This window comes from Niveibacterium sp. (assembly GCF_041909475.1).
Lineage (GTDB): Bacteria > Pseudomonadota > Gammaproteobacteria > Burkholderiales > Rhodocyclaceae > Niveibacterium.
Map to the genome: position 1 here is coordinate 63973 of NZ_JAYRDJ010000010.1, position 25796 is coordinate 89768.

The following is a 25796-nucleotide window of genomic DNA, read 5'->3' on the forward strand; positions in this document are numbered from 1 at the left end:
TCATGACTGGTTTCGCGTCACGATGGTGAGTTATGCCGCAGGCAATCCGCCGCGTAAGCGGCACTCTTGCGCGATGAACAGAAAGCAACTGCACCTCGTCGCCGAAATCGCCGTCAATCTGGCTTTGCCGTGGCTCGCCTACACCCTAGCCCAGCCGCGCTGGGGCGAACTGGGTGGTTTGATTGCGTCGGCGATTCCGCCCCTGCTTTGGAGCCTGGGCGAGCTGCTACGGCATCGCCGCCTGGACGCGCTGAGCGTGCTGGTGTTGGTCGGCATCGCGATGTCGCTGGTTGGGCTTGCTTTGGGCGGTGACGGACGCATTCTGCTGGTGCGCGAATCGCTTGCTTCTGGGGCAATCGGTGTGGTCTTCCTGCTCTCGCTGCTGCTCGATAAGCCGCTGGTCTTCTACCTCGCGCGAGCAACCATGGCCCGTGAGGGCGACGACGCGCACGACGTAATCGCCGAATGGTGGGCGACGCCGGGCGCACGCCGGGCAGTGCGGGTGATGACCGCCGTGTGGGGCGGTGGGCTTACGGCCGAGGCGGCGCTGCGTACCTGGCTCGCATGGAACTGGGCGCCGTCACGTTTTCTCGCAGTGGCCCCGTTTATCGGTTACGGCATGATGGCGGTCCTGATGCTGTGGACTTTCTGGTATCGACGTGTTCTTGCAGCAACGGAGCAAGAGGAACAAGTTCGCTCCGCTTCCGATAACCTTCGTTCGGGTCTTGATGAGACGGTGACGGGCTCAAGCGTTTGACCGGCAATTGCTTCGCTAGCGTTGGTGCTGGGCGTTGACGTTGTTTCGGTCGCTGCCCGCTTGTGTCGGCGAGTTGTTCGTAGAGGATGGAGTATCCAGTGCGGTGTTCTTGCTTGCTTAGCTGCGTGCCGATCTTGACGATGCTGGGCTTAACGGGGTGCTGCATCAACAAGGCTTCAACCTTCGCTGTTGCTAACGAAAGTGGTCAAGGCGTTTCCGTTTCCTACTCGTTTCCCGTTGGGGAGCCATGCCCGGATCGTTCGGAGGTATTCGTCGGATTGGTTCTGCCACGAGAGGTTCAGATCGAGGACCTTGTCTCAATTAATCGATCGGAGCGAGTGGCGGACTACGTGTGCGACGCCCGCAAAGGGGAGTTGCGCTTGTCCCTCCCACAGGGGCGCGCCGTAGCCTTGTTCCGCTCTTTGACACAGGGCTGCGCGTCGCGCGTCGAGCCGATCGACAGTATTTCGGTCGTCTCCCCTTTGGGGGCGCGTTCAGCGAGTGGGATTCAAATACGAGGGAGCTTTGAGAAGTACGACAGCGATCTTTATGTTTTCCACTTTAAATAGGGCTGCAGCCCGTGATGAGGTCATGCGCCGCCTCGTTGTCCCCAGGTTGTCGTGCCCATCATCGAATTCGTGCACCGCGGGCGTTTAAAAACACTCCACTGAAGCGGCTTTGAGTCAATCATCATCTCCATGTCGAACGCGTTGCCATCGCGTGATGGTAAGGGCCAAGCGTATCGCTACGAGAGGCCGTGCCATCGCGGAGCGGCGAGCATTTCTGCTCGGTATCGCAACGGTCTTCGCTTCGCTATGGGTGGCCGACCACTTATTCCCACTACCTTTGCCGCCGCACGAGGCCGGACTGATCGTTGCCGCAGCCGACGGCACCCCGCTGCGCACCTGGCCCTCGGTGGATGGCGTATGGCGCTACCCGGTTACGGCAGAACAGGTGTCACCGCGCTACCTGCAGGCGGTGCTCAACTACGAAGACCGTTGGTTCCGCTGGCATCCGGGCGTGAATCCCTTCGCGATGCTGCGTGCGGCGTGGCAGTGGGCGCGCAACGGGCGCATCGTTTCCGGCGGATCGACGCTGACGATGCAGGTGGCGCGCATGCTCGATCCGCCGCCACGCACCTTGCGCGGCAAGCTGCGCCAGGTCGTGCGGGCCTTGCAGCTTGAAGTGCACTTCTCGAAGGATGAAATCCTCACGCTGTACCTGAACCATGCGCCGATGGGCGGCATCGTCGAAGGTGTTGAAATGGCGAGCCGGGCTTACCTTGGCAAACCGTCCAAATACCTCAGCCACGCCGAGGCCGCGATGCTCGCGGCCTTGCCACAGGCGCCGTCGCGGCTGAGGCCCGATCGTGCGCCGGACAAGGCGCAGGCCGCGCGCGACAAGGTGCTCGATCGCATGGCTGCATTTGGTGTGTGGTCGGCAGCCGAAGTGGCCGACGCGCGCGTTGAGCGCGTCGGCGCACAGCCGATCCGCGCGCATTGGCTTGCGCCGCTCGCGGCCGAGCGCCTGCGCGGCGAAGCGCGCACCCCGGCCGCAGCAGCGCGTACCGAAGGTGCCTTGCAGCTTGTACGCTCCACGCTGGAACCTGAGGTGCAAAGCACGCTGGAGCGCATGTTGCTGGATCGCGTCGACCAATTGCCGCCGAAGGTGTCGATGGCGGCGTTGGTGATGGACAACGCCAGTCTTGCGGTGCTCGGCTATGCCGGCTCGGCGGATTTCTCCGATCGTGCCCGCTATGCCTACGTCGATATGGTGCGCGGCGTGCGCTCACCGGGCTCCACGCTGAAACCCTTCCTCTACGCGATCGCGCTGGACGAAGGCCTGATTCATTCAGAGAGCCTGCTCAGTGATGCGCCGCAGGCTTTCTCCGGCTATGAGCCCGGCAACTTCCAGGCCGCATTCTCCGGCCCGGTCAGCGTTGCCGAAGCACTGACACGGTCGCTCAACGTGCCGGCGGTCGATCTGCTCGACCGCGTGGGGCCGCAACGTTTTGCCGCCCGGTTGCGGGCGGGCGGCCTGCGTTTGCGCATGGCCAAGGGCGCCACGCCCAACCTGTCACTCATCCTCGGTGGCGCAGGTACAACGCTGGAGGAACTCGTCGGCGCGTATCGGGCGCTGGCCGCGGGCGGGTTGGCTGGCCAACCACGCCTCACGCCTGATGCCCCGCGGGTGGAGAACCGCATCATGAGCGAGGGGGCCGCCTTCATCGTGCGCGACATCCTTGAAACCGGTGGTCACCCCGACAGGCCCTTCGTCGAGGCGGGCTCACGGCGCGTGGCGTGGAAAACCGGCACCAGCTTTGGTTTTCGCGACGCATGGGCGGTTGGTGTGACCGATCGCCACACGATAGGCGTCTGGGTCGGCCGCCCGGACGGCACACCCAACCCCGGCTTCTTCGGGGCCAACATCGCCGCGCCGCTACTGAAGGACATCGCGGCTGCGCTGCCCGGCGCCGCCGCGAGCGCGCCGCGCACGCCGCCGAAGAACGTCGGCGTGGCGGAGATCTGCTGGCCGCTTGGCCGCGCATTGGCCGACACCGATCCGGCGCATTGCCACCAACAGCGCACCGCCTGGACGCTCAACGGCGCGGTGCCGCCAACCTTGCCGGATCGCGTGCGGCCGAGCGGGCAACTCGATACGGTCTGGCTCGATCCCGACAGCGGCTTGCGCACCACGCCAGCCTGCCGCGCCGATGCGCAGCCGCGTCGCGTTGCGCGCTGGCCGACGCATCTGGAACCTTTCCTCGGCCCCGCGCTGCGCGAACGGGTCGGCATTCCGCCCTGGTCGCCGCGCTGTGCGGCCGGCGGCGACGGGGGTGGGAATCTGCGCATCAACGGCCTGACGCCGGGCAGCGTGCTACGGCCCGCGCCGGGGCAGACGTCCGCGCGGGTGCAACTGCAATTGCTCGGGGCGAGCGGCTCGGTGTGGTGGCTGCTCGACGGGCGCGTGCTGCGCAGCGCGCCGGCCGCGTCGGCTCAGTTGATCGAAGTGGCCAGCGCCGGCGCGCACACGGTGAGTGTGATCGACGCCGGTGGGCGCTTCGCGGTGGTGGACTTCAGCATGAGCCTGCCGCGGGCGAACTGAGCTCCCGCGGGCAGGCTTGCCCGGTCAGGTCGTGAGCTCGCCGGAGATGTAGCTGGAGAGCTGGCTGATCGTGCGTTGCTGTTCTTCGATCACTGCCTTCACCGCGTCGCCGATCGTGACGATGCCGATCAGCTGGCCCTTCTCGACCACCGGCAGGTGGCGGATGCGGTTGTTGGTCATGATCGCCATGCAGTCGTCGATCGTTTGTGTCGGCGAGACGGTCAGCACATTGCAGGTCATCAGCTCCCCGATGGTCGATTCGGACGAGGTGCGGCCCTTCAGCACCACCTTCCGCGCGTAGTCGCGCTCCGTGAAGATGCCGGCGAGGCGTTCGCCTTCGGTGACCAGCACCGAACCCACATCGTTCTTCGCCATAAGCTCCAGCGCATGCAGCACGCTTTGATCCGGCGAAACGGTGAACACCTTGTCGCCCTTGGCTTGAAGCATCTGCCGTACCGTAATCGTCATTGCCTTGCTCTCCTCGCTGTGGGTGTGCCGCTCTGGGGCGGATCTGTGAGCTTCTAATCTGGACTGCGCGCATCAAAATCACAAGGATTGCTTTGCGGTGTGCGCGAGGGCACACCGCAAAGCACCCTGTCCTTGCTGCCGGCACCAACGGAGGGCATCGTACCCCCACCTTTCCCGGCAGGGCCAGCCCCGCCAATGTTCCCGAATTTCCCGGACCGATCATGATTGCGCTTTCCCGCCGTGCCCTGCGTTGTCTTTCCGTGTGTGTGCTGCTGACCTGTGCCACGCAGGCGTCCGCCGACGATGCCCAGGTCGCGGCGCGGCAGGCCGAAATGTCGGCCGCCGTGCAGGCCGCCGAGGCGGTGAAGGTGGTCGGCCCGGCCGAGGTGAAGCTGCTCGATCAAGCCACGCTGAAGCTGCCCGCGGGTCGCATCTGGGTGCCACAGCCGGCCGCCGGCAAGCTGATGCACGCGATGGGCAACAGCGCCGACGATCGCCTCGCCGGCGTGGTCTTCCCCGACGGCGAGGGCGACTGGCTGGTTGTCGCGGAATTCGAGAAGGCCGGCTACATCAAGGATGACGACGCGCGCGACTGGAAGGCCGACGAGCTGCTCGACAACATCAAGCAAGGCACGGCCGCGAGCAACGAAGCCCGCCGCACGCGCGGCATTCCGGAGCTGGATGTACTCGGCTGGGTGCAGGCGCCCAGTTACGACGCGGGCACGCACCGCCTTGTCTGGTCGATCCACGCACGCCAGAAGGGGCAGCCGGACAGCGCCGAGGGTTCGATCAACTACAACACCTATGCCTTGGGGCGTGACGGCTACTTCAGCCTGAATCTGGTCACCGGCGCGGACCGCATCGCGCAGGACAAACCGGTCGCGCACGAACTGCTCGCGGCGCTCGAATACGGTGATGGCAAGCGTTACGCCGACTTCAACGCCTCGACCGACAAGGTGGCCGAGTACGGGCTCGCGGCTCTGGTGGGCGGCCTTGCGGTGAAGAAGCTCGGGCTCTTCGCAGTCATTGCGGCCTTCGCGGCAAAGTCGTTCAAGCTGATCGCACTCGGCGGCATTGCCTTGGCCGCGGCGGCCCGGCGCTTGTTCAGCGGGCGCAAGGCACAGCAGGACGACTCCACCGCGTAAGCGCCCGCACGTTCAGCGGCGCCGCAGCACAGTGCGCGCTTGTGCGGCGTAGACGCGGTCGGTGCTTGGTACGCCGCGTATAGACGAGGCGACTTCCCCGGCGAGCACGAAACCGAGCGCGTCGAGCAAGGCTTGCGAGCGCAGGTTGCGGGTGTCGGCCACCGCGCGGAGTACCGCAACGGCGCGTTCCTGCCACAGCCATTCGATCATGTGCCGCACTGCTGTGCGGCCGACGCCGTGACCCCAGAACGCCGGGGCGATAAGGTAAGCAAGCTCCGCTTCGCCATCCGGCATCACGGTCGCCTGCACGATACCGGCGACGGCACCGCGATCCGGCAGCCGTACTGCCCAGTTAAGCCACTCCTCGTTCAGGTGAGCCGGTGCGCCGTTCGCGAGACGAGTAAACCAGGCCGCGAGTTCGGCTTGCGAAGCGGGCTGTTCGATCGGCACGAAGGCATACAGCGCATCAGCCTGCGCATGCGGCCAGAAGGCTTCTGCGTGATGTGTTGCGAGCGGTTCGAGCTGGATCGTGTCGGGTGTTGCAGGCATGGTCTGACGGTGGGGGCCGTAGAGGCGTAATTCGTACCGCAAGTGTGCGCCTTGCACCAGACCGGCTTGGCAAATTCATGCAAAAACGCCCGGCGCAATGCGGGCCGCCGGGCGTTCGTACCGAGCGGCGCCGAATGCGCCGCTTCGCCATGCTCAATTCACGCTGACCGCCGACCAGGCCCGCGCCACCGCTGCGTACTGTGCAGAGCTGGCACCGTAAAGATCCGCCGCGGCGCTCAGCGTGGCGCTGCGGGCGCCCTTGTAGTTGGTGTTGGAGGTCATATACACCGTCAGCGCGCGGTACCAGATCTTGCCCGCGGCATCGCGCCCGACCGCGGTAAGACCCGTGTCGGCATTGCAGACCAGTTGCGAGGCCGAGAGGTTGAAGCCGGCCGGCACCTTGGCGCCTTCGGCGAGCAGGTAGAAGAAATGGTTCGCAACGCCGGACGAGTAATGCACATCGAGCGAGCCGAGCGTGCTGCTGTAGCAATCAGGCGATGAGCCGTCGAGGCTCGGTTTGAACATGTAGCGCAGCGCCTGGGTCGGATTGCTGACGCCCTTGTTCGCAACGAAGATCTTCTCGCCGATCAGGTAGTCGCCCGGATCCGACGCGTTGCTGGCGTAGAACTCCACCAGCGTGCCGAAGATGTCCGAAGTCGCCTCGTTCAAGCCGCCGGATTCGCCCGAGTAGGTGAGGTTGGCCGAACGGCTGGTGACGCCGTGCGTCATTTCGTGGCCGGCGACATCGAGCGAGGTCAGCGGGTAGTAGGTGGTGCCATTGCCGTCGCCGTAGGTCATGCAGAAGCAGGAGTCGCTCCAGAAGGCATTCACGTATTTGCGGCTGTAATGCACCCGTGAATACGCACCACGCCCGTCGTTGGCGATGCCGTTGCGGCCATGCACGTTCTTGTAGTAATCCCAGGTGACGTTTTGCCCGTAGGTGGCGTCGACCGCGGCGGTGGCGGTGTCGGTGGTGGTGCCATCGCCCCACACGTTGTCGGCGTCGGTGAAGATCGTGCCGCCGCTGGTGCGGTTCTTCAGGTTGGTGGTGTAGTGGTTGCCGCGCGATGGGTCGCGCAGTGCGTAGCCACCGGTGCTCTGGCTGTCGGTGGTGAGCGGCACGGTGCCGTCGAAGAGGCTCTTGCCGGTGCCCGCCGTGGCGGCGGTTTCGATTTCATCCCACTTGTCGAGCACCTGGCCGCCGTGCGCGTCGACGAAGGTGTGCATCACGCTGGGCGTGCCGTCCGGTGCGGTACCGCTCGTAACCACTTCATAGGCGAGCGCCGGCTGGCTGCCACGCGCGAAGATCACCTGCTCACTACGCGAAGTGCCGTCGCGCTGGCCACGGAAGGCCGACTCCGCAACGGCGGTGGCGCTCTGGTCGTCGAGCGTCGGGCGGGTATCGATCTGGTGCCGCGTTGCCATCGTGTGGCTGAAGCGCTGCGCCTGCCCGCGCGCATTCGAATGCACGACGATGTCGCCGCCGATCACGCGCAGGCCCTTGTAGGTGCGATCGAAGCGGACATGCTCACTGCCGTCGGCATCGGTGATCGTGCCGCGCGCGATGAACTGGTCGCCGTCCGAGGCCTGGACGTTTGCGCCGAAATTCTGCAGATGGATCTGCGCGCGCTTCACCGCCGGGGCGGATGCTTCCTGGGCCCAAGCGGTGCCGATGCCGGAGAGTGCGACTGCGATAGAGGCCACAAGCTGACGTTTGCGAAACACCATGGGTAACTCCTTCTCTGTCGGGCTGGAGATTCGGGGAGCGCGGTTGTGCCACGCACCCTCGGCGGGCGGGGGGATTCCGATAGCATAGTTGCGGTGGCCGTCGTGTCCAGTGTTTCGCGCATCGTCGATCGGAGTTGACCGATCCGGCGCGGTTGCAACGCAGCTTCCGCTACGATTGCCGCGCTGCTCATCCGGCAGCGACCCAAGCGTCGTGACCCCGCGCACGCCAGCAGAGACCACACGATGACAACTGCTCCGTCCCAACCCGCCAGCGACTCGTCTGCCGTAGATGTGTTGCCGGCGATGCGCTTCCTTGTTCTTGCTGCGCGTTTGCTTTGCGAATACAACATGCGCGCCGAACTGCTGCGCAGAAAATTGCTGCGCGCCGCGTCGCACCTCGGCGTGGACACCCTCATTTTCGTCAGCTATCGCGGCGTCACGCTCTTTTCTCCCGGCGGTCAGCAGTTCCACGCACAGGCCCCCGAGTTGCGGATCAACGTCGCCGTCAGCTCGGTCGTGAATCGGGTCATCGATGAGTTGTGTGAGGGACGCATCGGCCTGGCTGACGCGACTGCCGAGCTCGAATCGATCGAGCGACGGGCCGTGCGGCATAACCGTTGGCTGCTGGCGTGCATTTTCGGCGTTGCAGCGGCTGCGCTGGCGCGTTTGCTGCAGGCGGACTGGGGCGCGGTGGCGGTGAGTGGTGTGTCCTCAGGGCTGGGCTTGCTCGCACGGCAGGAGCTCGCGAAACGGCATGTCGTGCTGTTCGCGATGCCTTTCACCGCGGCGCTGATCGGCTCCTTGCTGGGCGGTCTGGTGATCCGCGCAGGCTGGACAGCAACCCCCGGCTTCTGCCTCATGGTGCCGGCACTGATGCTGGTGCCGGGTCCGCACCTGATCAACGGCCTCTACGACATGCTGGAAAACCACATGCAGACTGGCATCGCGCGGCTCGGGCTGGCAACCGGCATCCTCGTCGCCGCCGCCTTGGGCGTGTTTCTCGGTGGCTGGCTGACGCTGGGCATGACCACCGTATCGGCGGTACCTGCGCCGGATGCCCAGATCACGCTGCTGGTCGATGTGCTGCTGGCGGGCGTGGCGGCCTGTGGATTCGGTGCGTTCTACAACGAACCTTGGCGCGTGCTGTGGACCTCGATCCTCTGCGGCATGGTCGGCCACGGCATTCGCTACGTCGCGATGCAGAACGGCGTGTCGCAGGAGATTGCGACCCTCTTTGCCTGCGTCGCGATCGGCGCGATGGCCAACGTCGCTGTGGACCGCATGCGTCTGCCTTTTGCTGCGGTTGCGTTTGCAGGTGCCGTACCGATGATGCCTGGCGTGTTCATCTACCAAGGGATTGCGGGCGCGATGCAGATTGCTCGCGAGGGCGCGCACGCTGACGCTGCGCAGCTGGCGGCGACTTTCGCCTGCTTCTTCAAGGCGTGCTTTGTGGTCGGCGCGATGGGACTTGGGCTTCTGATCGGCGCGCGTCTCGCAGGCCTTGTGCGACGCCCGCGCGATTGAATGACGTCGGCCGTTTGGCGGCGGCCTTGACGAATTTCTCGCTCTTGGGCGATACGCCGGGCGTAGCATGGCCGGATTGCAACGATCGGGTGAGGCGGCGCGACGGCATGGGCACCATGCAGGTCTGCGAGGCTGGGAAGGAGCGTCACCATGCAGTTTCATGAACCGACGATGGCGATCATGGCGGCCGCCATCCACACCGCGCTTGCACTGGTACTGACGCTGACGATCCGCCGGCGCAACGAAGTGCCGGGGGGCGATCTCTGGTGCCTCGGCATGAGTCTTGTGGCCACTGGGCTGATTGCCCTGGTCGGTCTGATGTGGGTTGGTCTGCCCGGTGGGCGGGCCGTGTTCAATGCCGGTGTGCTTGCCGGATTCGCGGCTTTCCTTGAGGGCGTGCGTCGTTTCGATGGCGCCGTGGCGCGCCTTTGGCTGGTGCCGCTGGCGGCACTCGCGGCGCTCGTCATCAGCTTCGGTTTCGCGGGCGAAGGCATGCAGGCGACGATTCGCGTCACGCTCATGTCCGCGTTGCTGGTCCTTGCGTGTGGCGCCATCGCCTTGCGCGTGCTTGGGCCGGGCGCCGTCGAGGAGCAATCGGCGCGAGTCGTGATCCTGCTGGCCGCCACGGGTCTCGGCGCCATCTTCTGCACCCGCATCGCGGCGACCTGGCTGCCGGGCGGCCTGAATGCGAACGATGCGACGACCCGCGTGCTGTGCTACGCCGGTGTCAGCGTGCTGTCGATCGTCTTCTCCTTCGGCTGCTTGCTGTGGGCGAACGTCCGTGTTTCATCACAGTTGGCAAGGCTTGCCCGCATCGACGATCTCACTGGGCTCGCGAACCGCCTTTCGCTGACCGAGTTGCTTGCCCGCCAGCATGCCCGATGGTTGCGGAGTGGGCGCGCCTACAGCGTCGTGATGATCAACATCGATCGGTTCGGTGACATCGATGCCGGTTTTGGCGCCGCCACGGGTGATCGGGTGCTGCTCGAAGTGGCAAAGCGAATCATCGGTGTTGCCCGCGCCGACGACGTCTGTGGCCGATTTGGTGGCGACGAGTTCTGCATCCTGTTGCCGGATACGAACGTCAAGGAAGCGCACTGCCTTGCCGAGCGCGTGCGATTGGCGATCCACGATGAACCCTTTGTTCTGGCCGACGGTGCGATTGCGGTGAGCGTCAGCGTCGGTGTGGCCGACTGCATGGTGGGCGAGCGCTCACACGCGGTGCTGCGTCGCGCCGATCTCGCGCTGGTCAGTGCGAGGCAGGCCGGTGGGAATCGCGTCGAGGGTTGGCAGCCGCCGGCCGAGGTGCCGTCACCGTTGTCGGAAGACGAGACAGGTCCGTTGACCAGCTTCTTGCGCAGCCCTTTGCGCGCGTGACCAAGCCGCTGCTGATCACGCCGCGGCGCTTGCGTGCCGCTGAACGCGGACTGGCAGAGGCTGACCCGGTGCTGGCGGCGTTGATTGCGCGCCATGGCCGCTGCATGCTGGCGCCGGAATCGGCCCGCTCTCCTTACGAAGCGTTGGTGACCGCTGTGATGTATCAACAACTGGCCGGCAAGGCGGCGGAAACGATACATCGGCGCTTTCTTGCGCTGTTTCCTGAATACACCTTCCCTCCGCCCGAGGCCCTCCTCACCGCAAGCGACGAGCAGCTGCGCGCTGCCGGCCTCTCGCGGCAGAAACAAGGCTATCTGCGAGATCTCGCCGCCAAGTCCTTGGAGGGCTTAGTGCCGACCGTGCGCGGCGAGCTCGATCCCTTAGCCAGCGATGCGATCGTCGCACGGCTTACGGCCGTGCGCGGTGTAGGGCGTTGGACGGTTGAAATGTTCCTGATCTTCACGCTGGGGCGCATCGACGTGCTGCCGCTCGACGACTACGGCATTCGTGCAGGTTACGCGCGGGCGTATGGCCTCGATCGCCTGCCGACGGCGGCAGAACTGCGCGTGGCAGGGCAGGCGTGGGCACCTTGGCGGAGTGTCGCGAGCTGGTATCTGTGGCGTGCCGCCGACGCGCGCTGAGCTGAGCTCTAAAAGCATCGCAAGGAAGGCTGCCCTGGTGCTGCTGCATGGCCCACGTGCGTGAGCCAGAAAGACAAACTGGGCCGCGTGGCCCAGTTTGCTTTGCACCTGTCTCGGTGCTTGTGCCAGTGCGCGATTGACGCGCGCCCAGCGGGGGAGATCTTCAGTTTGCCTGGCAGCGGGTGCGCATCCATGCCACGGCGATCTCGCGCGTCGGCATGCTGCTCGACTTGGCGATCAGACGGACGCGGCCGTCCTTCTGTTCGTGGATCTCTGCAAAGAAGCCGTCGTTCGCAGCGTACACACCACCGAACACGCAGTTACGACCGGTGCCGGTTTCCATCACGTCTAGCGGTAGGGGGGCCATGATTTCTTCCTTTCTTTTTGCTTTACTGCTGAGTTGAATTCTAGTCGCGGTCAAAGCAGCTAACAAATTCAAGCTTTTGATATGTCGATAGTTTTTTCTATCGGACACCCAGAATGAATAATGGCCACCGTTTGGGTGGCCATTATGTCGGCGTGCCCCAATGCGGGGCGAAAGTCGTGATCAGGCGGCGGAGTGCTTGAACCAGGGCCGGCTCTGCATCCAAGCCACCGCGATTTCGTGCGAGGGCAGCATGTCGGATTTGTCGACACGGCGGATCGAACCGTCGCGCTGTTCGTGGATTTCGGCGAAGAAGCCATCGTTGGCGGCATAAACGCCACCAAAGACACGTACCGAACCGTTCGAGACTTCAAAAACTTCGAGAGCGTTTTCACTCATGATCTGTACCCCCAGGGTAGTTGTACTGCGTGCGTTGTTATTTGATTTGTGCACAGCACAAAGACTACTCTGCCCTAAGGGGAGCACCAATTCATCTTTCCGATTGTTGTATAAGCCGGATTTGTTGCGCTGCAGCGGGCTGCGCTCAGGGGTAGAAGGCGTAGAGCTTGTAGCCGGTGGCCTTCTGGCCGGTGGCATCCAGATAGAGCGTGAAGGACACATCGCTGCCGGCCGCAAAGGCCTGCGAGTGTGGTTGAGCCGGCGGCAGCCACTCTTCCGGGGGAATCGCACGGCGAACCAGCGCCCGGTTGAACACATCGGTGAGCGTGACTTCGATGTATGGATAGGATTGGCTGAACGCAGCCTTGTTTCGCAAGGTGCCGCTCAGTTCGAACTGACCGTCCTTGCCGGGGCGCGGGTGCAGGTCGGACGCGTCGATGCTGATCTGCGCGGACACGCGTGGCCACGGCATCGCACAGCCGAGCTGTTTGCATGCGGCTTCAAACAGCGGCCGCGTCTCCGGCAGTTCGCGCGCGATGTCGTGACGTGCCCAAAGCAGCCCTTGAGCGAGCACGCCCGAGAACAGCACCAGAATCGAAAGCGCCCACATCCAGCTGACGGCTCTTGAGCTGCGTGGCTTCTCCCACGCGAACTGCGGGGCTTCCTCGTGCGGAGGCTCATCCTCTTCGTCGCTATGCTCGATCAGCTCCGGCTCGCCCGGGACACTGTGGTTCTCGTCGCCGACGACGTTGGCGCTCGCAACCACCGGTTCGGGAAGCGGTGCAAAGCGGTCTTCTTCGATCGCCTCGAACTCATGAATATCGGTGGGCCAGCTTGGCTCCTGCGTCACGCCTGCGGGCGAAGCGTAGGCGGTGACGAAGACGGGTGCATCGTCTGCATCGGCCGGCGTCAGCTCTTCGGTTTCGAGCGGCACTTCCGACAGCGCTTCGGCCGGGCTGTGCTCCACCGGTTCGCTGTGCCAGTCCGATGCAGCCAGATCGACTTCCGCCTCGTGCGCTTGCGCTGCCCCACCGTGGCCGCCGGGAATCTCGCTGCCGGCACGCCAATCGAAAGTCAGCGTTGTCCGCTCATCGGCGCGGGCAGGGCGGACGAAGTCGTCGGTCGCGGGTGGCGTGATCGGCGCCGCAACCGTTGGCGTTGGCGCGGGGACCTCTGCGTCGAGGTCGAAGTCGAGCTCGTATGTGGTGCTGCGAGGCGGTGCGGCGGGATCGAGCTCAGGCATCGGCGGCACGATCTCGGTGGTCGAGGTGCCAGCCCATGAACTGGTGCGATGCGTGGCCAGCGCGGAGTTCACCGCAAGGGGCGTCCTTGTGGGTTCCACCGTAGGAGGGACACGCGCCACCGTGGGCGCTGGCGTCGTGTCCGTCGCGGTTGCAGCGACAGCAGCCGGCGCTGGCGCCGCGGCGAGGGAAACCGGTGATGCGCTGTTTCCCGCAGGCGTGGGTGTGATCTCGGGTTCGGCGCGCACCTCATCTGGGGACAGTACGGCCGGCGGCGAATCGATCAGTGACTCGAGCGCCGAGAAAGGCGCCTGGCAATGGCCGCAGCGGACCCTGCCGCCGCGCGCGCGGAGCTGCTCGGGCTTGACCCGGAACGCGGTGCCACAATGCGGGCAGCGCGTCATCAGCATCAGCGCTGACCCTCCAGGCGGGCCCAGCCCTCATGCGTCGCACCCACCTTTAGCGCGATGTACGGGGCGTAAGCAGCGATAACCTGCTCGGCCTGTGGTTCCAGCACGCCGGAGAGCACCAGCTTGCCGCCGTCGGCGACGCAGGCTGCGATCGCCGGGGCCAGCACGCACAGCGGGTTGGTCAGGATGTTCGCGATCACGCGGTCATAGCGGGCCGTTACCGGTGTGCCGCTGTGTACGACTTCGATCGACACCTTGTTGCGCTCGGCATTGTCGCGTGTGCTTTCGAGTGCGCGTTCATCAATGTCGATGCCGACCACCTTGCCGGCGCCGACTTTCGCCGCTGCAATCGCGAGGATGCCCGAGCCGCAACCGTAGTCGAGCACGCTGCAACCGGCGGGAATGTTGTCGAGCACCCACTGCAGGCACAGACGGGTGGTCGGGTGTGAGCCGGTGCCGAAGGCCAGGCCCGGGTCCATCTCGATATTGATCGCATTCGGGTCCGGCGCCACATGCCACGAGGGCACGATCCACAGGCGCGGATCGATCTCGATCGGATCGAACTGGCTTTGCGTCAAACGTACCCAGTCCTGCTCCGCGACTTCTTCGACAGTGAACGGCGGCACGGCGTCGAGGCCGGCCTGCGCGGCCGCTTCAGCCAGTGCCACCGCCAGTTCGACATCACGATCGAACAATGCGACGACGCGGCTGTGTTGCCACAGCGGCTGGGCCGGGTGGCCCGGCTCGCCGAACTGCGGCACTTCGTCAGGCGTGCCTGCATCGGCGTCGTCGATTGAAACCGACAGCGCCCCCGCGTCCATCAGCGCTTCGGAGAGTGTTTCCGCATGCGCTTCATCCGCCTGAACGGCAACCTGCAGCCACATCGTCGTGTTCCTCAGTCTTTCTTCGCCAGCTTCGCTTCGAGATAGTGAATGCTGGTGCCGCCGCGCATGAAGTTGCCGTCATGCAGCAGTTCCTGGTGCAGCGGAATATTGGTCTTGATGCCTTCGACCAGCATCTCGGACAGCGCTATGCGCAGCCGGCGGATCGCCTGCTCGCGGGTGTCGCCGTACGAGATCACCTTGCCGATCATCGAATCGTAATTCGGCGGAATCGTGTACCCGTTGTACACATGCGAGTCGACGCGAATGCCCGGGCCGCCCGGCGTGTGCCAGTTGGTGATCTTGCCCGGCGACGGCGTGAACTTGAACGGGTCTTCGGCGTTGATGCGGCACTCCATGGCATGACCGCGCAGCACCACATCCTTCTGCGTGTAGCGCAGCTTCTCGCCGAAGGCGACGCGGATCTGCTCCTGCACGATGTCGATGCCGGTGATCATTTCGGTGACCGGGTGTTCGACCTGCACACGGGTGTTCATCTCGATGAAGAAGAACTCGCCGTTCTCGTACAGGAATTCGAAGGTGCCCGCGCCGCGATAGCCGATGCGCTTGCAGGCGTCGACACAGCTCTTACCGACCTTTTCGATCAGCTTGCGATCGATGCCCGGCGCCGGCGCTTCCTCGATCACCTTCTGGTGGCGGCGCTGCATCGAGCAATCGCGTTCGCCAAGGTAGATCGCATTGCCGTGCTGGTCGGCGAGGATCTGGATTTCCACGTGACGCGGATTCTCCAGGTACTTTTCCATGTAGACCGTCGGGTTGCCGAACGCGGCCTGAGCCTCGGTGCGGGTCATGGTCACCGACTGGATCAACGCGCCCTCGGTGTGCACCACGCGCATGCCGCGGCCACCACCGCCACCGGCGGCCTTGATGATCACCGGGAAGCCGACCGCGCGCGCGATCTTGGTGATTTCCTTCGGGTCGTCGGGCAGTGCGCCACCGGAGCCGGGCACGCAGGGTACGCCGGCTTCGATCATTGCCTGCTTGGCGCACACCTTGTCGCCCATCATGCGGATGGTGTCGGGGCGCGGACCGATGAAGACGAAACCGGATTTCTCCACGCGCTCGGCGAAGTCAGCGTTCTCGGACAGGAAGCCGTAGCCCGGGTGGATCGCTTCCGCATCGGTCACTTCCGCTGCGGCAATGATGGCCGGCACGTTCAGATAGCTTTGGGCCGACGGTGCCGGGCCGATGCAGACGGATTCGTCCGCGAGCTTGACGTACTTGGCCGAGATATCGGCCTCGGAGTGCACTGCAACCGTGCGGATGCCAAGCTCGCGGCAGGCGCGCAAGACGCGCAGCGCGATCTCGCCCCGGTTTGCAATCAGGACTTTTTCAAACATGAGGCATGTGTCCGTGAAAGGTGAATAGGGTCGGTAGGGGGAGGGCTTGCGCCCGAACCCTTAACCGATCACGAACAGCGGCTGGCCGTATTCGACCGGCTGGCCGTTTTCAACCAGGATCGCCTTGATCGTGCCCGTCGCGTCGGACTCGATCTCGTTCATCAGCTTCATCGCTTCGATGATGCACAGCGTGTCGCCGGTCGAAACCGACTGGCCGAGTTCGACGAAGGGCTTCGCCCCGGGCGCCGACGTGCGGTAGAAGGTGCCGACCATCGGCGACTTGACGACATGGCCCTCGGGCTGTGCCGGCTCGGCCGGTGCAGCGGCGGCTGCGGCAACCGGTGCGGGCGCTGCCGCCAGCGGGGCCGGCGCAGCGTAGTAATGTGCCTGGGCGCCATTCGGTGCGCCGAGATGCTTCGCGATGCGGACTTTTTCTTCGCCCTCGGTCACTTCCAGTTCAGAAATGCCCGACTCCTGGACGAGGTCGATCAGCTTCTTGAGTTTTCTCAGGTCCAATTTATTACTCCCTCACGTGGATGCCGGCCCGCCTTTTGTCAGGGGAGGCGGTGACGGCTTAGTTTTCGCGAATGCGGTTGAGTGCGTATTCGAGCGCGAGCACATAGCCCTGCGCGCCGAGGCCGCAAATCACGCCCACCGCGATCTCCGAAAAGTAGGAGTGATGCCGGAACGGCTCGCGGGCGTGGATGTTCGACAGGTGCACCTCGATGAACGGGATCTGCACCGCAGAGAAAGCGTCGCGCAGCGCGACGCTGGTGTGGGTGTAACCACCCGGATTGATCAGGATGAAGTCCACGCCTTCGCTGCGCGCGGCCTGCACCCGGTCGATCAGCTCGCCTTCGTGATTGCTCTGGAAGGATTCGAGCAACACGCCATCGGCACGCGAGCGGGCCGTGAGCATGTCGTGGATGTCCGCCAGCGTCGTGCGGCCGTAAACCTCCGGCTCGCGCGTACCGAGCAGGTTCAGGTTCGGCCCGTGCAGCACGAGGATGCGGCGCTGCGGCGGTGCGGCAGAAGTGCCCTTCGATTTGCGATTGGAGGTCGCCATAACCGACAAGTTTGCCGGAAATCGACGAAGATGACTACCGTCGAGGCAGGAACCAACGAAAATAACCCGCCGCATTCATGCGGCGAGTTCGCTGCACGATGCCACTCGAAGCCCCGCTTTGCAAGCGTGAAGGCGGGCTGATCAGCGCTGAATCAGATCCTGCAGTAGTTTCTCCAGCGCATCCTCCTTGAACGCGCCGAGTTTGGTTTGTGCGACGCGGCCGTCGGGGCCGATCACGATCGAAAACGGCAGCCCTTGCGCGGCATTGCCGAGCGCGACGCTGAGATCGACCAGCTCTGCGCCGCCGATCAGCAGCGGAAACGAGAGCTTGTTGGCGGCGGCGTAATCGCGCACGGCATCGGCTTCGTCGATGCCGATGCCGACGATCTGCACGCCTTTACCGCCCCATTTCCGCTGCGCCGCGTCGAGCAAGGGCATTTCCTTGCGGCAGGGCGGGCACCAGGTTGCCCAGAAGTTGATCACCAGCACTTTGCCCTGCCATTGCTGAAGGGCTTGGGGTCGGCCGTCCGAATCTGGCAGCTTCAATGCCAGTAGTTGCTGACGGGCGCCATCGCTCACTTTCGGCGCGGGCGTAGCCTGGTCGATATGGCTTTGGGCGCGCCATCCGGCGTAGCCAGCGATGGCCGATACGCCAATGATCAGCGCAGCGGCAATGCCGCGTCGTGCAGAGGGATTCATTCTTCGCGTTGGGCCGATTCGGCGAGCAGGGCTTCGACGGCGGGCAGTTTGGCACGGTCCGAACCGTTGCGACGCGGGATGCGCTCGGCGAGGGGGCCGAACACGCAAAGCTTGACCGGCACTTCGTCCCACTCGAAGGCGAGGATGGCCTCGGGCGACTCCGGGCCGGGTCTACGCACTTCGCGGTGTTCGTAGTCGAGCGCCTGATTCAGCAGGAAAATCTCGACTTCCTTGGCGCTGTCGGCGAACAGATCGATCTCGACTTCCGAAAAGCCGTTTGCTGAGCCATCCAGTACCGCGCCAGTGAGTGCCGGGCGCCAGGGCGCGAGCAGGCGCATCACCTCGCAGGCGGTTTCGCGCATTGTTTCCAGACGTTCTTCGTGTTCGTCGTCGGGGTAAAGCGCTTGGTACTCGCGCAGCGCGGCGTCGATTTCCGCGTTGTTCGGCATCGCTTCGCCTTCGGTCACGCCGAGCTGGCGGGCGGCCTTGCGCTTGGCGAGGCCGTAGTCGGCGATACCGTCTTCGGCCATCAGTCTGGCGGCCAGTGCGGCAACGTTCTGGCGCAGCGAACTGCGTTGGGGCGGTGCATCGAGCGGCATCGGGGTGGGGCGCGGGGCCTCGGCTACAATTGGGCCTATTCTAACCACTCCCCGCGCGCGCTCTCCGGGCTGCGCTGTTTCTGATGCACATTCACATTCTTGGTATCTGCGGCACCTTCATGGGCGGCATCGCCTTGCTCGCCCGCGCAGCAGGCCATCGCGTCACCGGCTGCGATGCCAATGTCTACCCGCCGATGAGCACGCAGCTGGCCGAGCAGGGGATCGGTCTGATCGAAGGCTTCGATCCGTCGCAGCTGGATCAGGCGGCGGATATGTACGTGGTGGGCAACGCGGTGTCGCGCGGCAACCCGCTGCTCGAAGCGATTCTCGACCGCGGCCTGCCTTATACCTCCGGGCCGCAGTGGCTGGCCGAGCACATCCTGCCGGGTAAATGGGTGCTGGCGGTTGCCGGTACGCACGGCAAGACGACCACGACATCGTTGCTGGCCTACCTGCTGGAATCGGCCGGGCTGAACCCGGGCTTCCTGGTTGGCGGTGTGCCGAAGGATTTCGGTGTGTCGGCACGGCTCACCGAATCGCCGTTCTTCGTGATCGAGGCGGACGAGTACGACACGGCGTTCTGCGACAAGCGCTCGAAGTTCGTGCACTACCGCCCGCGTACAGCGATCCTGAACAACCTTGAGTACGACCACGCGGACATCTTTCCGGATCTCGCCGCGATCGAAACCCAGTTTCACCACCTGGTGCGCACGATTCCGCGCCTCGGGCGCGTGATTGCAAACGGTGCCGAGGCGAGCCTGAAGCGCGTGATCGGCCGCGGCTGCTGGAGCGAGCTGGAATGGTTCGACGAGGCCGGCGCGTGGCATGCCCGCGAGGGTGACACTGCGGCGGAGGCGGTCTTTTCCTTGGGTGACGCGGAACTCGGCCGTGCCGACATGCCACTCGCCGGTTCGCACAATCGCGCCAACGCGCTGGCTGCGATTGCGGCGGCCCGCCACGTCGGTGTGCGTCCGCAGGATGCGATTGCCGCGCTGCCGGCTTTCAAGGGCATCAAGCGACGGCTTGAAGTGCGTGGCGTCGTGCGCGGCGTGACGGTGTATGACGACTTCGCCCACCACCCGACCGCGATTCAGACCACTGTTGAAGGTCTACGCCGGCGGCAGCCGCAGGGGCGCATTCTCGCGGTGCTGGAACCGCGCTCCAACACGATGAAGCTCGGCACGATGAAGGATCGTCTGGCACCCAGTCTCGCGCAGGCGGATTTCGTCTATTGCTATGCGAACAATCTGGGGTGGGACCCGGCAGAAGCGCTGGATCCGTTGGGTGACCGGGCGCAGACCTTTGAGTCGATCGATGAACTTGTGCGTGCTGTAGTGCAGCAATCCAGCGCGGGCGACCACATCCTCGTGATGAGCAACGGGGGCTTTGGCGGTGTTCACCAGAAGTTGTTCGATGCGCTCGCAAACACCTGATCCCTTGAGAGCAAAGCAGAAAGGCGCCTCCGGGCGCCTTTTGTTTTTGTGCTGTGTGAGCGGTGAGTGTTTAGGCAGATTGATATGGCGACGCAGCATGCGCGTCTGCGCAACACGTTGATATGAATCAACATTTGTTGCTGTCGGCGCCAGCGCTGTGGCACCATCAAAACAGGACGCGGAAGAACGGCCCGAAAGGGCGTCGTTCCCCCGCGCGGGAGTTGGAGTTGCGGCAAGCGGTCGTGTGAGGCGTCGCGAGGTCGGGTGCTCACGGACTGCAAAGCTGTCGTCAGAAGCAGCACTCATCCGGTGTTTTTCGAGGACCCATGAGGCATACCACTCGCGCATCAGTTCCACTCGCCATGGCGCTCGTCGCCGGCACCGCGTCGGCTGCCGACGCACGCTACAACCTCCAGCCCCCTGTTACTGGCATCGCCGAGCAGATCTACGGCATGCATTCGATGATGCTGGTGATCTGCCTGCTGATCTTCATCGGCGTCTTCGGCGTGATGTTCTGGTCGGTGTTCCGGCACCGCAAGTCCAAGGGCGCTGTCGCAGCCCACTTCCACGAGAACACCGCCGTCGAAATCGCATGGACCGTCGTGCCGGTGCTGATCCTGCTTGGCATGGCCTACCCGGCGACGAAGACTGTGATTTCGATGAAGGACACCTCGAACCCGGACATCACGATCAAGGCCACCGGTTACCAGTGGATGTGGGGCTACGACTACCTCAAGGGCGAGGGGGAGGGCGTGCGCTTCATTTCCACGCTGTCTACGCCTCGCGAGCAGATCGACGGCGGGGCGGCGAAGGGAGCCAACTACCTGCTCGAAGTCGACAACCCGGTGGTCGTGCCGGTGGGTAAGAAGATCCGCATCCTCACCACCGCGAACGATGTGATCCACGCCTGGTGGGTGCCAGCCTTCGGCGTGAAGCAGGACGCCATTCCCGGCTTCATCCGCGACACCTGGTTCCGTGCCGAGAAGGAAGGCGTCTATCGCGGCAACTGCGCCGAACTGTGCGGCAAGGAGCACGGCTTCATGCCGATCGAAGTGCATGTGGTGTCCGCCGCGAAGTACGCCGAATGGGTGGCGGCGCAGAAGAAGCGCATGGCCGCCGAAGCGCAGCCCGCGGCCCCGCAGGCCGCCGCCAACACGGCTGCGTCCGGTTGATCACGCACCGAATCCGAGACAGGAGCTAGAGCATGAGTGCGGTCCCACACGGCCTTGAACACGGACACGAACACCATCACCCGAGCGGGCTGATGCGCTGGATCACGACGACCAATCACAAGGACATCGGCACGATGTACCTGATCTTCAGCTTCATCATGTTCCTCTCGGGGGGCGTGATGGCGCTGACGATCCGCGCGGAGCTCTTTCAGCCCGGCCTGCAGGTGGTGCAGCCGGAGTTCTTCAACCAACTCACCACCATGCACGGGCTGGTGATGGTGTTCGGCGCGATCATGCCGGCCTTCGTCGGCTTCGCGAACTGGCAGATCCCGCTGATGATCGGCGCGAGCGACATGGCCTTCGCGCGGATGAACAACTGGAGCTTCTGGCTGTTGCCGCCGGCTGCGATCCTGCTGATCGGATCGTTCTTTGCGCCTGGTGGCGCATCGGCCGCCGGCTGGACGCTTTATGCGCCGCTGTCGATCCAGATGGGCATGGGCATGGACATGGCGATCTTCGCCGTCCATATCATGGGCATCAGCTCGATCATGGGCGCGATCAACATCGTCGTGACGGTGCTGAACATGCGTGCGCCCGGCATGACGCTGATGAAGATGCCGCTGTTCTGCTGGACCTGGCTGATTACCGCCTACCTGCTGATCGCGGTGATGCCGGTGCTGGCGGGCGCAGTGACGATGATCCTCACGGATCGGCACTTCGGCACCAGCTTCTTCAACGCGGCCGGTGGCGGTGACCCGGTGCTCTACCAGCATGTGTTCTGGTTCTTCGGGCACCCCGAGGTGTACATCATGATCCTGCCGGCTTTTGGCATCGTCTCGCAGGTTATTCCGACCTTCGCGCGCAAGCCGCTGTTCGGCTATGCGTCGATGGTCTACGCGACCGCTTCGATCGCGATCCTGTCGTTCATGGTGTGGGCACACCACATGTTCACCACCGGCATGCCGGCGACCGGCCAGCTGTTCTTCATGTACGCAACGATGCTGATCGCGGTGCCGACCGGCGTGAAAGTGTTCAACTGGGTCGCGACGATGTGGCGCGGCTCGATGACCTTTGAGGCGCCGATGCTGTTTTCGGTCGGCTTCCTGTTCGTCTTCACGATGGGCGGCTTCACCGGGCTGATCTGCGCGATCGCGCCGATCGACATCCAGATCCAGGATACGTATTACGTCGTGGCGCACTTCCACTATGTGCTGGTTGCCGGCTCGCTCTTCGCGCTGTTCTCCGGCGCCTACTACTGGCTACCAAAGTGGACCGGCCACATGTACGACGAGCGCCTCGGCAAGCTGCACTTCTGGTGCTCGATCATCTTCTTCAACATCACCTTCTTCCCGATGCACTTCCTCGGGCTGGCCGGCATGCCGCGGCGCATTCCGGACTACAACCCGATGTTTGCGGACTTCAATGCCATCGCCACGATCGGCGCCTTCGGGTTCGGGCTTTCACAGTTGATCTTCCTCTTCACGGTCATCAAGTGTGTGCGCGGTGGTGAGAAGGCCGCAGCCAAGCCTTGGGACGGTGCCGAGGGGCTTGAGTGGACGGTGCCGTCGCCGGCGCCGTACCACACCTTTGAAGAGCCGCTACTGATCAAGTGAGCCGGTCGATGACGAAGAAGAGCAGTGCGCGCAGCAATCTGAAGACAGCCATGGGGCTGGGCTCGGTCGCGCTGGTGTTCTTCTTTGGCGTGATGCTCAAGTACTGGTTGCAGAACCACCAATGAGCACACCGGAACGCGCCTCGGAAAATCGTCGTCTGTTGCTGCGGCTGGCGATCGCGGCGGTCGCGATGTTCGGTTTTGGTTTCCTGCTGGTGCCGTTCTACAACACGATCTGTGAGGTCACCGGCATCAATCGCCTGATGAAAGCGGATGCGCAGGCGGCCAACAGCCAGGTCGATGCCTCGCGCACGCTGACCGTCGAGTTTGACGCCAACACCCACGCGTTGCCGTGGCGCTTCTCGCCGCAGCAGTCGAGTGTGAGCACGCACCCCGGCGCACTGGTGCGGGTGGATTACGTGCTGGAGAACACCACGGACAAAACGGTGGTGGGGCAAGCGATCCCGAGCTATGGGCCACGCGTCGCCGCGCAGTACGTGAAGAAGCTCGAGTGCTTTTGTTTCCAGCAGCAGACCCTGGCGCCGCACGAGCGCCGTGTCATGCCGGTGGTCTTCGTGGTGGACGCGGCGCTGCCGGCTGAAGTGAATACCGTGACCTTGTCGTACACCTTCTTCGAGGTGGAAGGCGCTGCGCCTGTGGCCGCCGCGGGGCGGGCCGGGTGACGACAACGCCGCGGGCCGGCTTCCTGGCAACGCTGCGTGCGGTGTTGTGGTCGTTCATCGGTGTGCGCAAACGACAGGATTATCAGCAGGACGCGAGTTCGCTGAATCCGCTTGCGGTGGTGGTGGCGGGCTTGATCGCGGGTGCGTTGTTCATCTTCACGCTCGTGATGGTTGTGTCATGGGTTACGGCGTCGCCTTGAAGGCGCCGACATAAAACAGCATCGACAGGGAGACGCACAGATGAGCTCCACGCTCGAAAAGTATTTCGTACCCGAGCCCTCACGCTTTCCGATCTTCGGCTCCGCCGCCTTGTTGCTGATCGGTGCGGGTGCGGCGATGTGGCTCAACCGGGTATCGCCCGGTTCCTGGATGGTGGCGGCCGGGTTCGCGACGCTGATCTACATGCTGTTCGGCTGGTTCGGCCAAGTGGTGCGCGAATCCGAAGGCGGCAAGTACGGCGCGCAGGTTGACCGTTCGTTCCGCTGGAGCATGGGCTGGTTCATCTTTTCGGAGGTGATGTTCTTTGCGGCCTTCTTCGGCGTGCTCTTCTACGTTCGCGTGCTGGCCTTGCCTGAGCTGGGTTCCGGCAAGTCCGCGATGCTGTGGGACGGGTTCAAGAGTGCCTGGCCCAACGCCGGCCCTTACGCGGAAGAGGCCTTCACGCCGATGGCGGCGTGGGGGATTCCTGCCATCAATACCGCGATCCTGCTCAGCTCGGGCGTTACCCTAACTTGGGCGCACTGGGGTTTGTTGAAGGGTGCGCGAGGGCAGTTGATCAAGGGGCTTGTGCTGACGGTGCTGCTTGGCGTGATCTTTCTGTGCCTGCAGGCTTATGAGTACCACCATGCCTACGCCGAGATGAACCTCACGCTGGCATCCGGCATTTATGGATCGACGTTCTTCATGCTCACCGGCTTTCACGGCATGCATGTGACGATTGGCGCGACGATGTTGATCGTGATCCTCGCGCGCAGCATCAAGGGGCACTTTACGGCGGAGCGCCACTTCGCCTTCGAGGCGGTGGCGTGGTACTGGCACTTCGTCGACGTCGTGTGGCTGTTCCTGTTCGTCGTCGTCTACTGGCTTTGATCGCGGCGGGCGTCAGAGCCTGCCGTTGACCAGGCCGAAGTGATAGCTCGCCATCAGCAACAGGAACAGCAGCAAGGACATGCCGACCCGTATCGACAAGGCCATCGCCGTGCGCTGACCCGCACCGCGATCCTTGAGCAGGAAGCCCAGCGCGGAAGCCAGGCTTGCCACGATCAGCAGCAGAAACACGATCACCAGAACGCGCATGTCTCACTCCGGAATGCTTGTCACGCAGTGTAGTTCAGCCCCGGCGGCTTCGGCCAGCCGGCGTGCCGCGTTGCGCCGCGCGGTGGCGCTGCTGGCGGGCTTCGCGTGCTGCGTGTTGTTCCTCGCACTCGGGCGTTGGCAAATGCAGCGCGCCGACTTCAAGGCATCGCTGGCCGCATCGCACGCCGCGGCCGGCGCCGCGCAGGCGCTTCCCGCTTCCGCCGATGCAACGCATTACGACGGTGCGCGGGTGTCGGTGCGCGGGCACTGGTGGGTCGAGCGCAGCGTCTGGGTCGATAACCGGACTCACGCTGGCCGCGCCGGCGTGCATGTCGTCACCCCGCTGGTGCTGGCTGACGGCAGCTGGCTGTTCGTCAATCGAGGCTGGGCGCCGATGCCGGCCGACCGCGCACAGCTCCCCTTGCCGCCCCTGCAAGTTGGAGAGCAAACGCTGCTTGGCGTTGCGGTGCTGCCATCAACGCAGGGCTTCACGCTGGCTGGCGGCGATGCGCGCGAGGCGCTGTGGTCGCGCATCGATGCGACGCAGATGCAGCGGCGGGCGGGCGCCGCAAAGGCCTATCCACTTTTGCTGCAACTGGAAAGCGACGTCGGGGACGGTCTCGTGCGCGAATGGGCGCCGCTGGCCTTCGGGCCGGAGAAACATCGCGGCTATGCGATGCAATGGTTCTTGCTCGCCGCGTTGGCGGCTGGACTGACGCTGTGGTTTGGAATGAGGAGTCTGCGACGTGATGAAGCCTGATGCCCGCCGCACTTTGCTGTTGATCGCGGCTGTATGTGCTGCGCCGGTGATCGCCAGTTACACGCTTTACTGGTTCGGACGCGCGCCGGGCGGCGCCAACTACGGTGAGCTGTTGCAGCCAGCACCATGGCAGCCGGGGCGCATGGTCGAACTCGGTGGCCGCGCGCTGGATCCGGCGAGTCTGAAGGGGCGTTGGTTGATGGTCTACGCGGCCCCATCGGCGTGCGATGCGACTTGTCGGCACGATCTCTGGATCATGCGCCAGGTACGTACGGCGCAAGGCAAGGAAATGGAGCGCGTGGAGCGGGTCTGGCTGGTGACGGATGGCAGCACGCCCAGTGCGGAGTTGCTGGCCGAACATCCGGGCTTGCGCGTGGTGCATGGCGACGCCGCGGCGGCGCCCAGCGGGCGCATCGAAATGGTCGATCCGCTCGGTAACCGGATGATGCGCTACCCCGCACAACCCGAACCGAAGCGGATCATCAAGGATCTGACGCGCATCCTGAAGTACTCGCAGCTCGGGTGA

General features: G+C 64.3%; 27 protein-coding genes and 1 pseudogene. 14 read left to right on the plus strand and 14 right to left on the minus strand.

The window, feature by feature from the left end; all coding sequences use genetic code 11:
• Positions 1–73 precede the first annotated feature (73 nt).
• Together ACE3P0_RS09005 and pbpC are read left to right on the plus strand one after the other, a co-directional pair.
• Positions 74–757 (plus strand): VC0807 family protein, encoded by a 684-nt coding sequence (locus tag ACE3P0_RS09005; RefSeq protein WP_374402021.1) that lies wholly within the window; start codon positions 74–76, stop codon positions 755–757.
• A gap of 819 nt (positions 758–1576) precedes the next feature.
• The gene (gene pbpC, locus ACE3P0_RS09010) at positions 1577–3862 is read left to right on the plus strand and encodes a penicillin-binding protein 1C (RefSeq protein WP_374402023.1); all 2286 of its coding nucleotides are present in this window, start codon (positions 1577–1579) and stop codon (positions 3860–3862) included.
• 24 nt (positions 3863–3886) lie between these two features.
• Here the strand turns inward: pbpC and ACE3P0_RS09015 are convergent, their stop codons facing one another.
• Positions 3887–4330 carry a CBS domain-containing protein gene (locus tag ACE3P0_RS09015; RefSeq protein ID WP_374402025.1) on the minus strand — a complete coding sequence of 148 codons (444 nt, stop codon included), beginning with the start codon at positions 4328–4330 and terminating at the stop codon, positions 3887–3889.
• A 221-nt stretch (positions 4331–4551) separates the two neighbouring features.
• Here ACE3P0_RS09015 and ACE3P0_RS09020 point away from each other — a divergent pair, with 221 nt between their 5' ends.
• Positions 4552–5475, plus strand: coding sequence for a DUF2167 domain-containing protein (locus tag ACE3P0_RS09020; RefSeq protein WP_374402027.1), 924 nt, complete (start codon positions 4552–4554; stop codon positions 5473–5475).
• A gap of 12 nt (positions 5476–5487) precedes the next feature.
• On the opposite strand, the gene ACE3P0_RS09025 is transcribed toward ACE3P0_RS09020, so the two are convergent.
• Positions 5488–6066 carry a GNAT family N-acetyltransferase gene (locus ACE3P0_RS09025; protein WP_374402029.1) on the minus strand — a complete coding sequence of 193 codons (579 nt, stop codon included), beginning with the start codon at positions 6064–6066 and terminating at the stop codon, positions 5488–5490.
• A 111-nt stretch (positions 6067–6177) separates the two neighbouring features.
• On the minus strand, positions 6178–7752 hold the full coding sequence (locus ACE3P0_RS09030) for a M4 family metallopeptidase (protein WP_374402030.1): 1575 nt from the start codon (positions 7750–7752) through the stop codon (positions 6178–6180).
• Positions 7753–7995: 243 nt separating this feature from the next.
• On the opposite strand from ACE3P0_RS09030, the gene ACE3P0_RS09035 reads away from it, so the two are divergent.
• The 3 genes from ACE3P0_RS09035 (at position 7996) to ACE3P0_RS09045 (ending at position 11294) form a co-directional block, all read left to right on the plus strand.
• A complete protein-coding gene (locus tag ACE3P0_RS09035; protein ID WP_374402032.1) occupies positions 7996–9276 on the plus strand; it encodes a threonine/serine exporter ThrE family protein in 1281 nt (426 codons plus the stop codon).
• A 150-nt stretch (positions 9277–9426) separates the two neighbouring features.
• Positions 9427–10653 (plus strand): GGDEF domain-containing protein, encoded by a 1227-nt coding sequence (locus ACE3P0_RS09040; protein ID WP_374402034.1) that lies wholly within the window; start codon positions 9427–9429, stop codon positions 10651–10653.
• Positions 10650–11294, plus strand: coding sequence for a DNA-3-methyladenine glycosylase (locus ACE3P0_RS09045; RefSeq protein WP_374402036.1), 645 nt, complete (start codon positions 10650–10652; stop codon positions 11292–11294). The genes ACE3P0_RS09040 and ACE3P0_RS09045 overlap by 4 nt, the downstream gene beginning before the upstream one ends.
• Positions 11295–11457: 163 nt before the next feature.
• On the opposite strand, the gene ACE3P0_RS09050 is transcribed toward ACE3P0_RS09045, so the two are convergent.
• From ACE3P0_RS09050 to ACE3P0_RS09095, 10 genes and pseudogenes are all read right to left on the minus strand, one after another.
• Positions 11458–11661, minus strand: coding sequence for a hypothetical protein (locus tag ACE3P0_RS09050; RefSeq protein WP_172201101.1), 204 nt, complete (start codon positions 11659–11661; stop codon positions 11458–11460).
• Between the two features lie 180 nt (positions 11662–11841).
• Positions 11842–12057, minus strand: coding sequence for a hypothetical protein (locus tag ACE3P0_RS09055; RefSeq protein ID WP_172201099.1), 216 nt, complete (start codon positions 12055–12057; stop codon positions 11842–11844).
• 145 nt (positions 12058–12202) lie between these two features.
• Complete coding sequence (locus ACE3P0_RS09060) at positions 12203–13372, minus strand: DUF3426 domain-containing protein (protein WP_374402139.1); 1170 nt, start codon at positions 13370–13372, stop codon at positions 12203–12205.
• A 237-nt stretch (positions 13373–13609) separates the two neighbouring features.
• Positions 13610–13708, minus strand: a pseudogene (locus ACE3P0_RS09065) (MJ0042-type zinc finger domain-containing protein); the annotation flags it as partial.
• Positions 13708–14592 carry a 50S ribosomal protein L11 methyltransferase gene (gene prmA / locus ACE3P0_RS09070; protein WP_374402038.1) on the minus strand — a complete coding sequence of 295 codons (885 nt, stop codon included), beginning with the start codon at positions 14590–14592 and terminating at the stop codon, positions 13708–13710. The pseudogene ACE3P0_RS09065 and the gene prmA, both read right to left, overlap by 1 nt.
• A gap of 11 nt (positions 14593–14603) precedes the next feature.
• Positions 14604–15950, minus strand: a complete 1347-nt coding sequence (gene accC, locus ACE3P0_RS09075) for an acetyl-CoA carboxylase biotin carboxylase subunit (protein WP_374402040.1) — start codon at positions 15948–15950, stop codon at positions 14604–14606.
• A gap of 60 nt (positions 15951–16010) precedes the next feature.
• On the minus strand, positions 16011–16466 hold the full coding sequence (gene accB, locus ACE3P0_RS09080; RefSeq protein WP_374402042.1) for an acetyl-CoA carboxylase biotin carboxyl carrier protein: 456 nt from the start codon (positions 16464–16466) through the stop codon (positions 16011–16013).
• Between the two features lie 58 nt (positions 16467–16524).
• The gene (aroQ, locus tag ACE3P0_RS09085) at positions 16525–17016 is read right to left on the minus strand and encodes a type II 3-dehydroquinate dehydratase (RefSeq protein WP_374402044.1); all 492 of its coding nucleotides are present in this window, start codon (positions 17014–17016) and stop codon (positions 16525–16527) included.
• Positions 17017–17157: 141 nt separating this feature from the next.
• Positions 17158–17715: a TlpA family protein disulfide reductase gene (locus ACE3P0_RS09090; RefSeq protein WP_374402046.1), complete on the minus strand. Its 558-nt coding sequence runs from the start codon at positions 17713–17715 to the stop codon at positions 17158–17160.
• Complete coding sequence (locus tag ACE3P0_RS09095) at positions 17712–18314, minus strand: hypothetical protein (RefSeq protein ID WP_374402048.1); 603 nt, start codon at positions 18312–18314, stop codon at positions 17712–17714. The genes ACE3P0_RS09090 and ACE3P0_RS09095 overlap by 4 nt, the downstream gene beginning before the upstream one ends.
• Before the next feature lie 83 nt (positions 18315–18397).
• Here ACE3P0_RS09095 and mpl point away from each other — a divergent pair, with 83 nt between their 5' ends.
• The 6 genes from mpl (at position 18398) to ACE3P0_RS09125 (ending at position 24303) form a co-directional block, all read left to right on the plus strand.
• Positions 18398–19747 (plus strand): UDP-N-acetylmuramate:L-alanyl-gamma-D-glutamyl-meso-diaminopimelate ligase, encoded by a 1350-nt coding sequence (gene mpl, locus ACE3P0_RS09100; RefSeq protein WP_374402051.1) that lies wholly within the window; start codon positions 18398–18400, stop codon positions 19745–19747.
• 326 nt (positions 19748–20073) lie between these two features.
• Positions 20074–20919, plus strand: a complete 846-nt coding sequence (coxB, locus tag ACE3P0_RS09105) for a cytochrome c oxidase subunit II (protein WP_374402053.1) — start codon at positions 20074–20076, stop codon at positions 20917–20919.
• A 32-nt stretch (positions 20920–20951) separates the two neighbouring features.
• Entirely contained in the window at positions 20952–22532 is a 1581-nt protein-coding gene (gene ctaD / locus ACE3P0_RS09110) for a cytochrome c oxidase subunit I (RefSeq protein ID WP_374402055.1), read from the plus strand.
• Positions 22533–22653: 121 nt separating this feature from the next.
• The gene (locus ACE3P0_RS09115) at positions 22654–23214 is read left to right on the plus strand and encodes a cytochrome c oxidase assembly protein (protein WP_374402057.1); all 561 of its coding nucleotides are present in this window, start codon (positions 22654–22656) and stop codon (positions 23212–23214) included.
• Positions 23211–23414, plus strand: a complete 204-nt coding sequence (locus ACE3P0_RS09120; protein WP_374402058.1) for a DUF2970 domain-containing protein — start codon at positions 23211–23213, stop codon at positions 23412–23414. Before ACE3P0_RS09115 ends, ACE3P0_RS09120 begins: the two co-directional genes overlap by 4 nt.
• Before the next feature lie 40 nt (positions 23415–23454).
• Complete coding sequence (locus ACE3P0_RS09125) at positions 23455–24303, plus strand: cytochrome c oxidase subunit 3 (protein ID WP_374402060.1); 849 nt, start codon at positions 23455–23457, stop codon at positions 24301–24303.
• A gap of 12 nt (positions 24304–24315) precedes the next feature.
• On the opposite strand, the gene ACE3P0_RS09130 is transcribed toward ACE3P0_RS09125, so the two are convergent.
• A complete protein-coding gene (locus ACE3P0_RS09130) occupies positions 24316–24510 on the minus strand; it encodes a DUF2909 domain-containing protein (protein WP_374402062.1) in 195 nt (64 codons plus the stop codon).
• On the opposite strand from ACE3P0_RS09130, the gene ACE3P0_RS09135 reads away from it, so the two are divergent.
• Both ACE3P0_RS09135 and ACE3P0_RS09140 read left to right on the plus strand, forming a co-directional pair.
• Positions 24509–25270, plus strand: coding sequence for an SURF1 family protein (locus ACE3P0_RS09135; protein WP_374402064.1), 762 nt, complete (start codon positions 24509–24511; stop codon positions 25268–25270). The two genes, ACE3P0_RS09130 and ACE3P0_RS09135, sit on opposite strands and share 2 nt — an antisense overlap.
• Complete coding sequence (locus ACE3P0_RS09140; RefSeq protein WP_374402066.1) at positions 25257–25796, plus strand: SCO family protein; 540 nt, start codon at positions 25257–25259, stop codon at positions 25794–25796. Before ACE3P0_RS09135 ends, ACE3P0_RS09140 begins: the two co-directional genes overlap by 14 nt.

Bases quoted from the DNA above. Each gene is read 5' to 3' on its own strand.
- ACE3P0_RS09020 (WP_374402027.1), top strand. From the start codon at position 4,552: ATGATTGCGCTTTCCCGCCGTGCCCTGCGTTGTCTTTCCGTGTGTGTG.
- prmA (WP_374402038.1), bottom strand. From the start codon at position 14,592: ATGTGGCTGCAGGTTGCCGTTCAGGCGGATGAAGCGCATGCGGAAACA.
- mpl (WP_374402051.1), top strand. From the start codon at position 18,398: ATGCACATTCACATTCTTGGTATCTGCGGCACCTTCATGGGCGGCATC.
- ctaD (WP_374402055.1), top strand. From the start codon at position 20,952: ATGAGTGCGGTCCCACACGGCCTTGAACACGGACACGAACACCATCAC.
- ACE3P0_RS09015 (WP_374402025.1), bottom strand. From the start codon at position 4,330: ATGACGATTACGGTACGGCAGATGCTTCAAGCCAAGGGCGACAAGGTG.
- ACE3P0_RS09050 (WP_172201101.1), bottom strand. From the start codon at position 11,661: ATGGCCCCCCTACCGCTAGACGTGATGGAAACCGGCACCGGTCGTAAC.
- ACE3P0_RS09130 (WP_374402062.1), bottom strand. From the start codon at position 24,510: ATGCGCGTTCTGGTGATCGTGTTTCTGCTGCTGATCGTGGCAAGCCTG.
- coxB (WP_374402053.1), top strand. From the start codon at position 20,074: ATGAGGCATACCACTCGCGCATCAGTTCCACTCGCCATGGCGCTCGTC.
- ACE3P0_RS09040 (WP_374402034.1), top strand. From the start codon at position 9,427: ATGCAGTTTCATGAACCGACGATGGCGATCATGGCGGCCGCCATCCAC.
- ACE3P0_RS09125 (WP_374402060.1), top strand. From the start codon at position 23,455: ATGAGCTCCACGCTCGAAAAGTATTTCGTACCCGAGCCCTCACGCTTT.
- ACE3P0_RS09135 (WP_374402064.1), top strand. From the start codon at position 24,509: ATGTCTCACTCCGGAATGCTTGTCACGCAGTGTAGTTCAGCCCCGGCG.
- ACE3P0_RS09115 (WP_374402057.1), top strand. From the start codon at position 22,654: ATGAGCACACCGGAACGCGCCTCGGAAAATCGTCGTCTGTTGCTGCGG.
- ACE3P0_RS09035 (WP_374402032.1), top strand. From the start codon at position 7,996: ATGACAACTGCTCCGTCCCAACCCGCCAGCGACTCGTCTGCCGTAGAT.
- ACE3P0_RS09090 (WP_374402046.1), bottom strand. From the start codon at position 17,715: ATGAATCCCTCTGCACGACGCGGCATTGCCGCTGCGCTGATCATTGGC.
- ACE3P0_RS09055 (WP_172201099.1), bottom strand. From the start codon at position 12,057: ATGAGTGAAAACGCTCTCGAAGTTTTTGAAGTCTCGAACGGTTCGGTA.
- ACE3P0_RS09005 (WP_374402021.1), top strand. From the start codon at position 74: ATGAACAGAAAGCAACTGCACCTCGTCGCCGAAATCGCCGTCAATCTG.
- accC (WP_374402040.1), bottom strand. From the start codon at position 15,950: ATGTTTGAAAAAGTCCTGATTGCAAACCGGGGCGAGATCGCGCTGCGC.
- ACE3P0_RS09030 (WP_374402030.1), bottom strand. From the start codon at position 7,752: ATGGTGTTTCGCAAACGTCAGCTTGTGGCCTCTATCGCAGTCGCACTC.
- aroQ (WP_374402044.1), bottom strand. From the start codon at position 17,016: ATGGCGACCTCCAATCGCAAATCGAAGGGCACTTCTGCCGCACCGCCG.
- ACE3P0_RS09095 (WP_374402048.1), bottom strand. From the start codon at position 18,314: ATGCCGCTCGATGCACCGCCCCAACGCAGTTCGCTGCGCCAGAACGTT.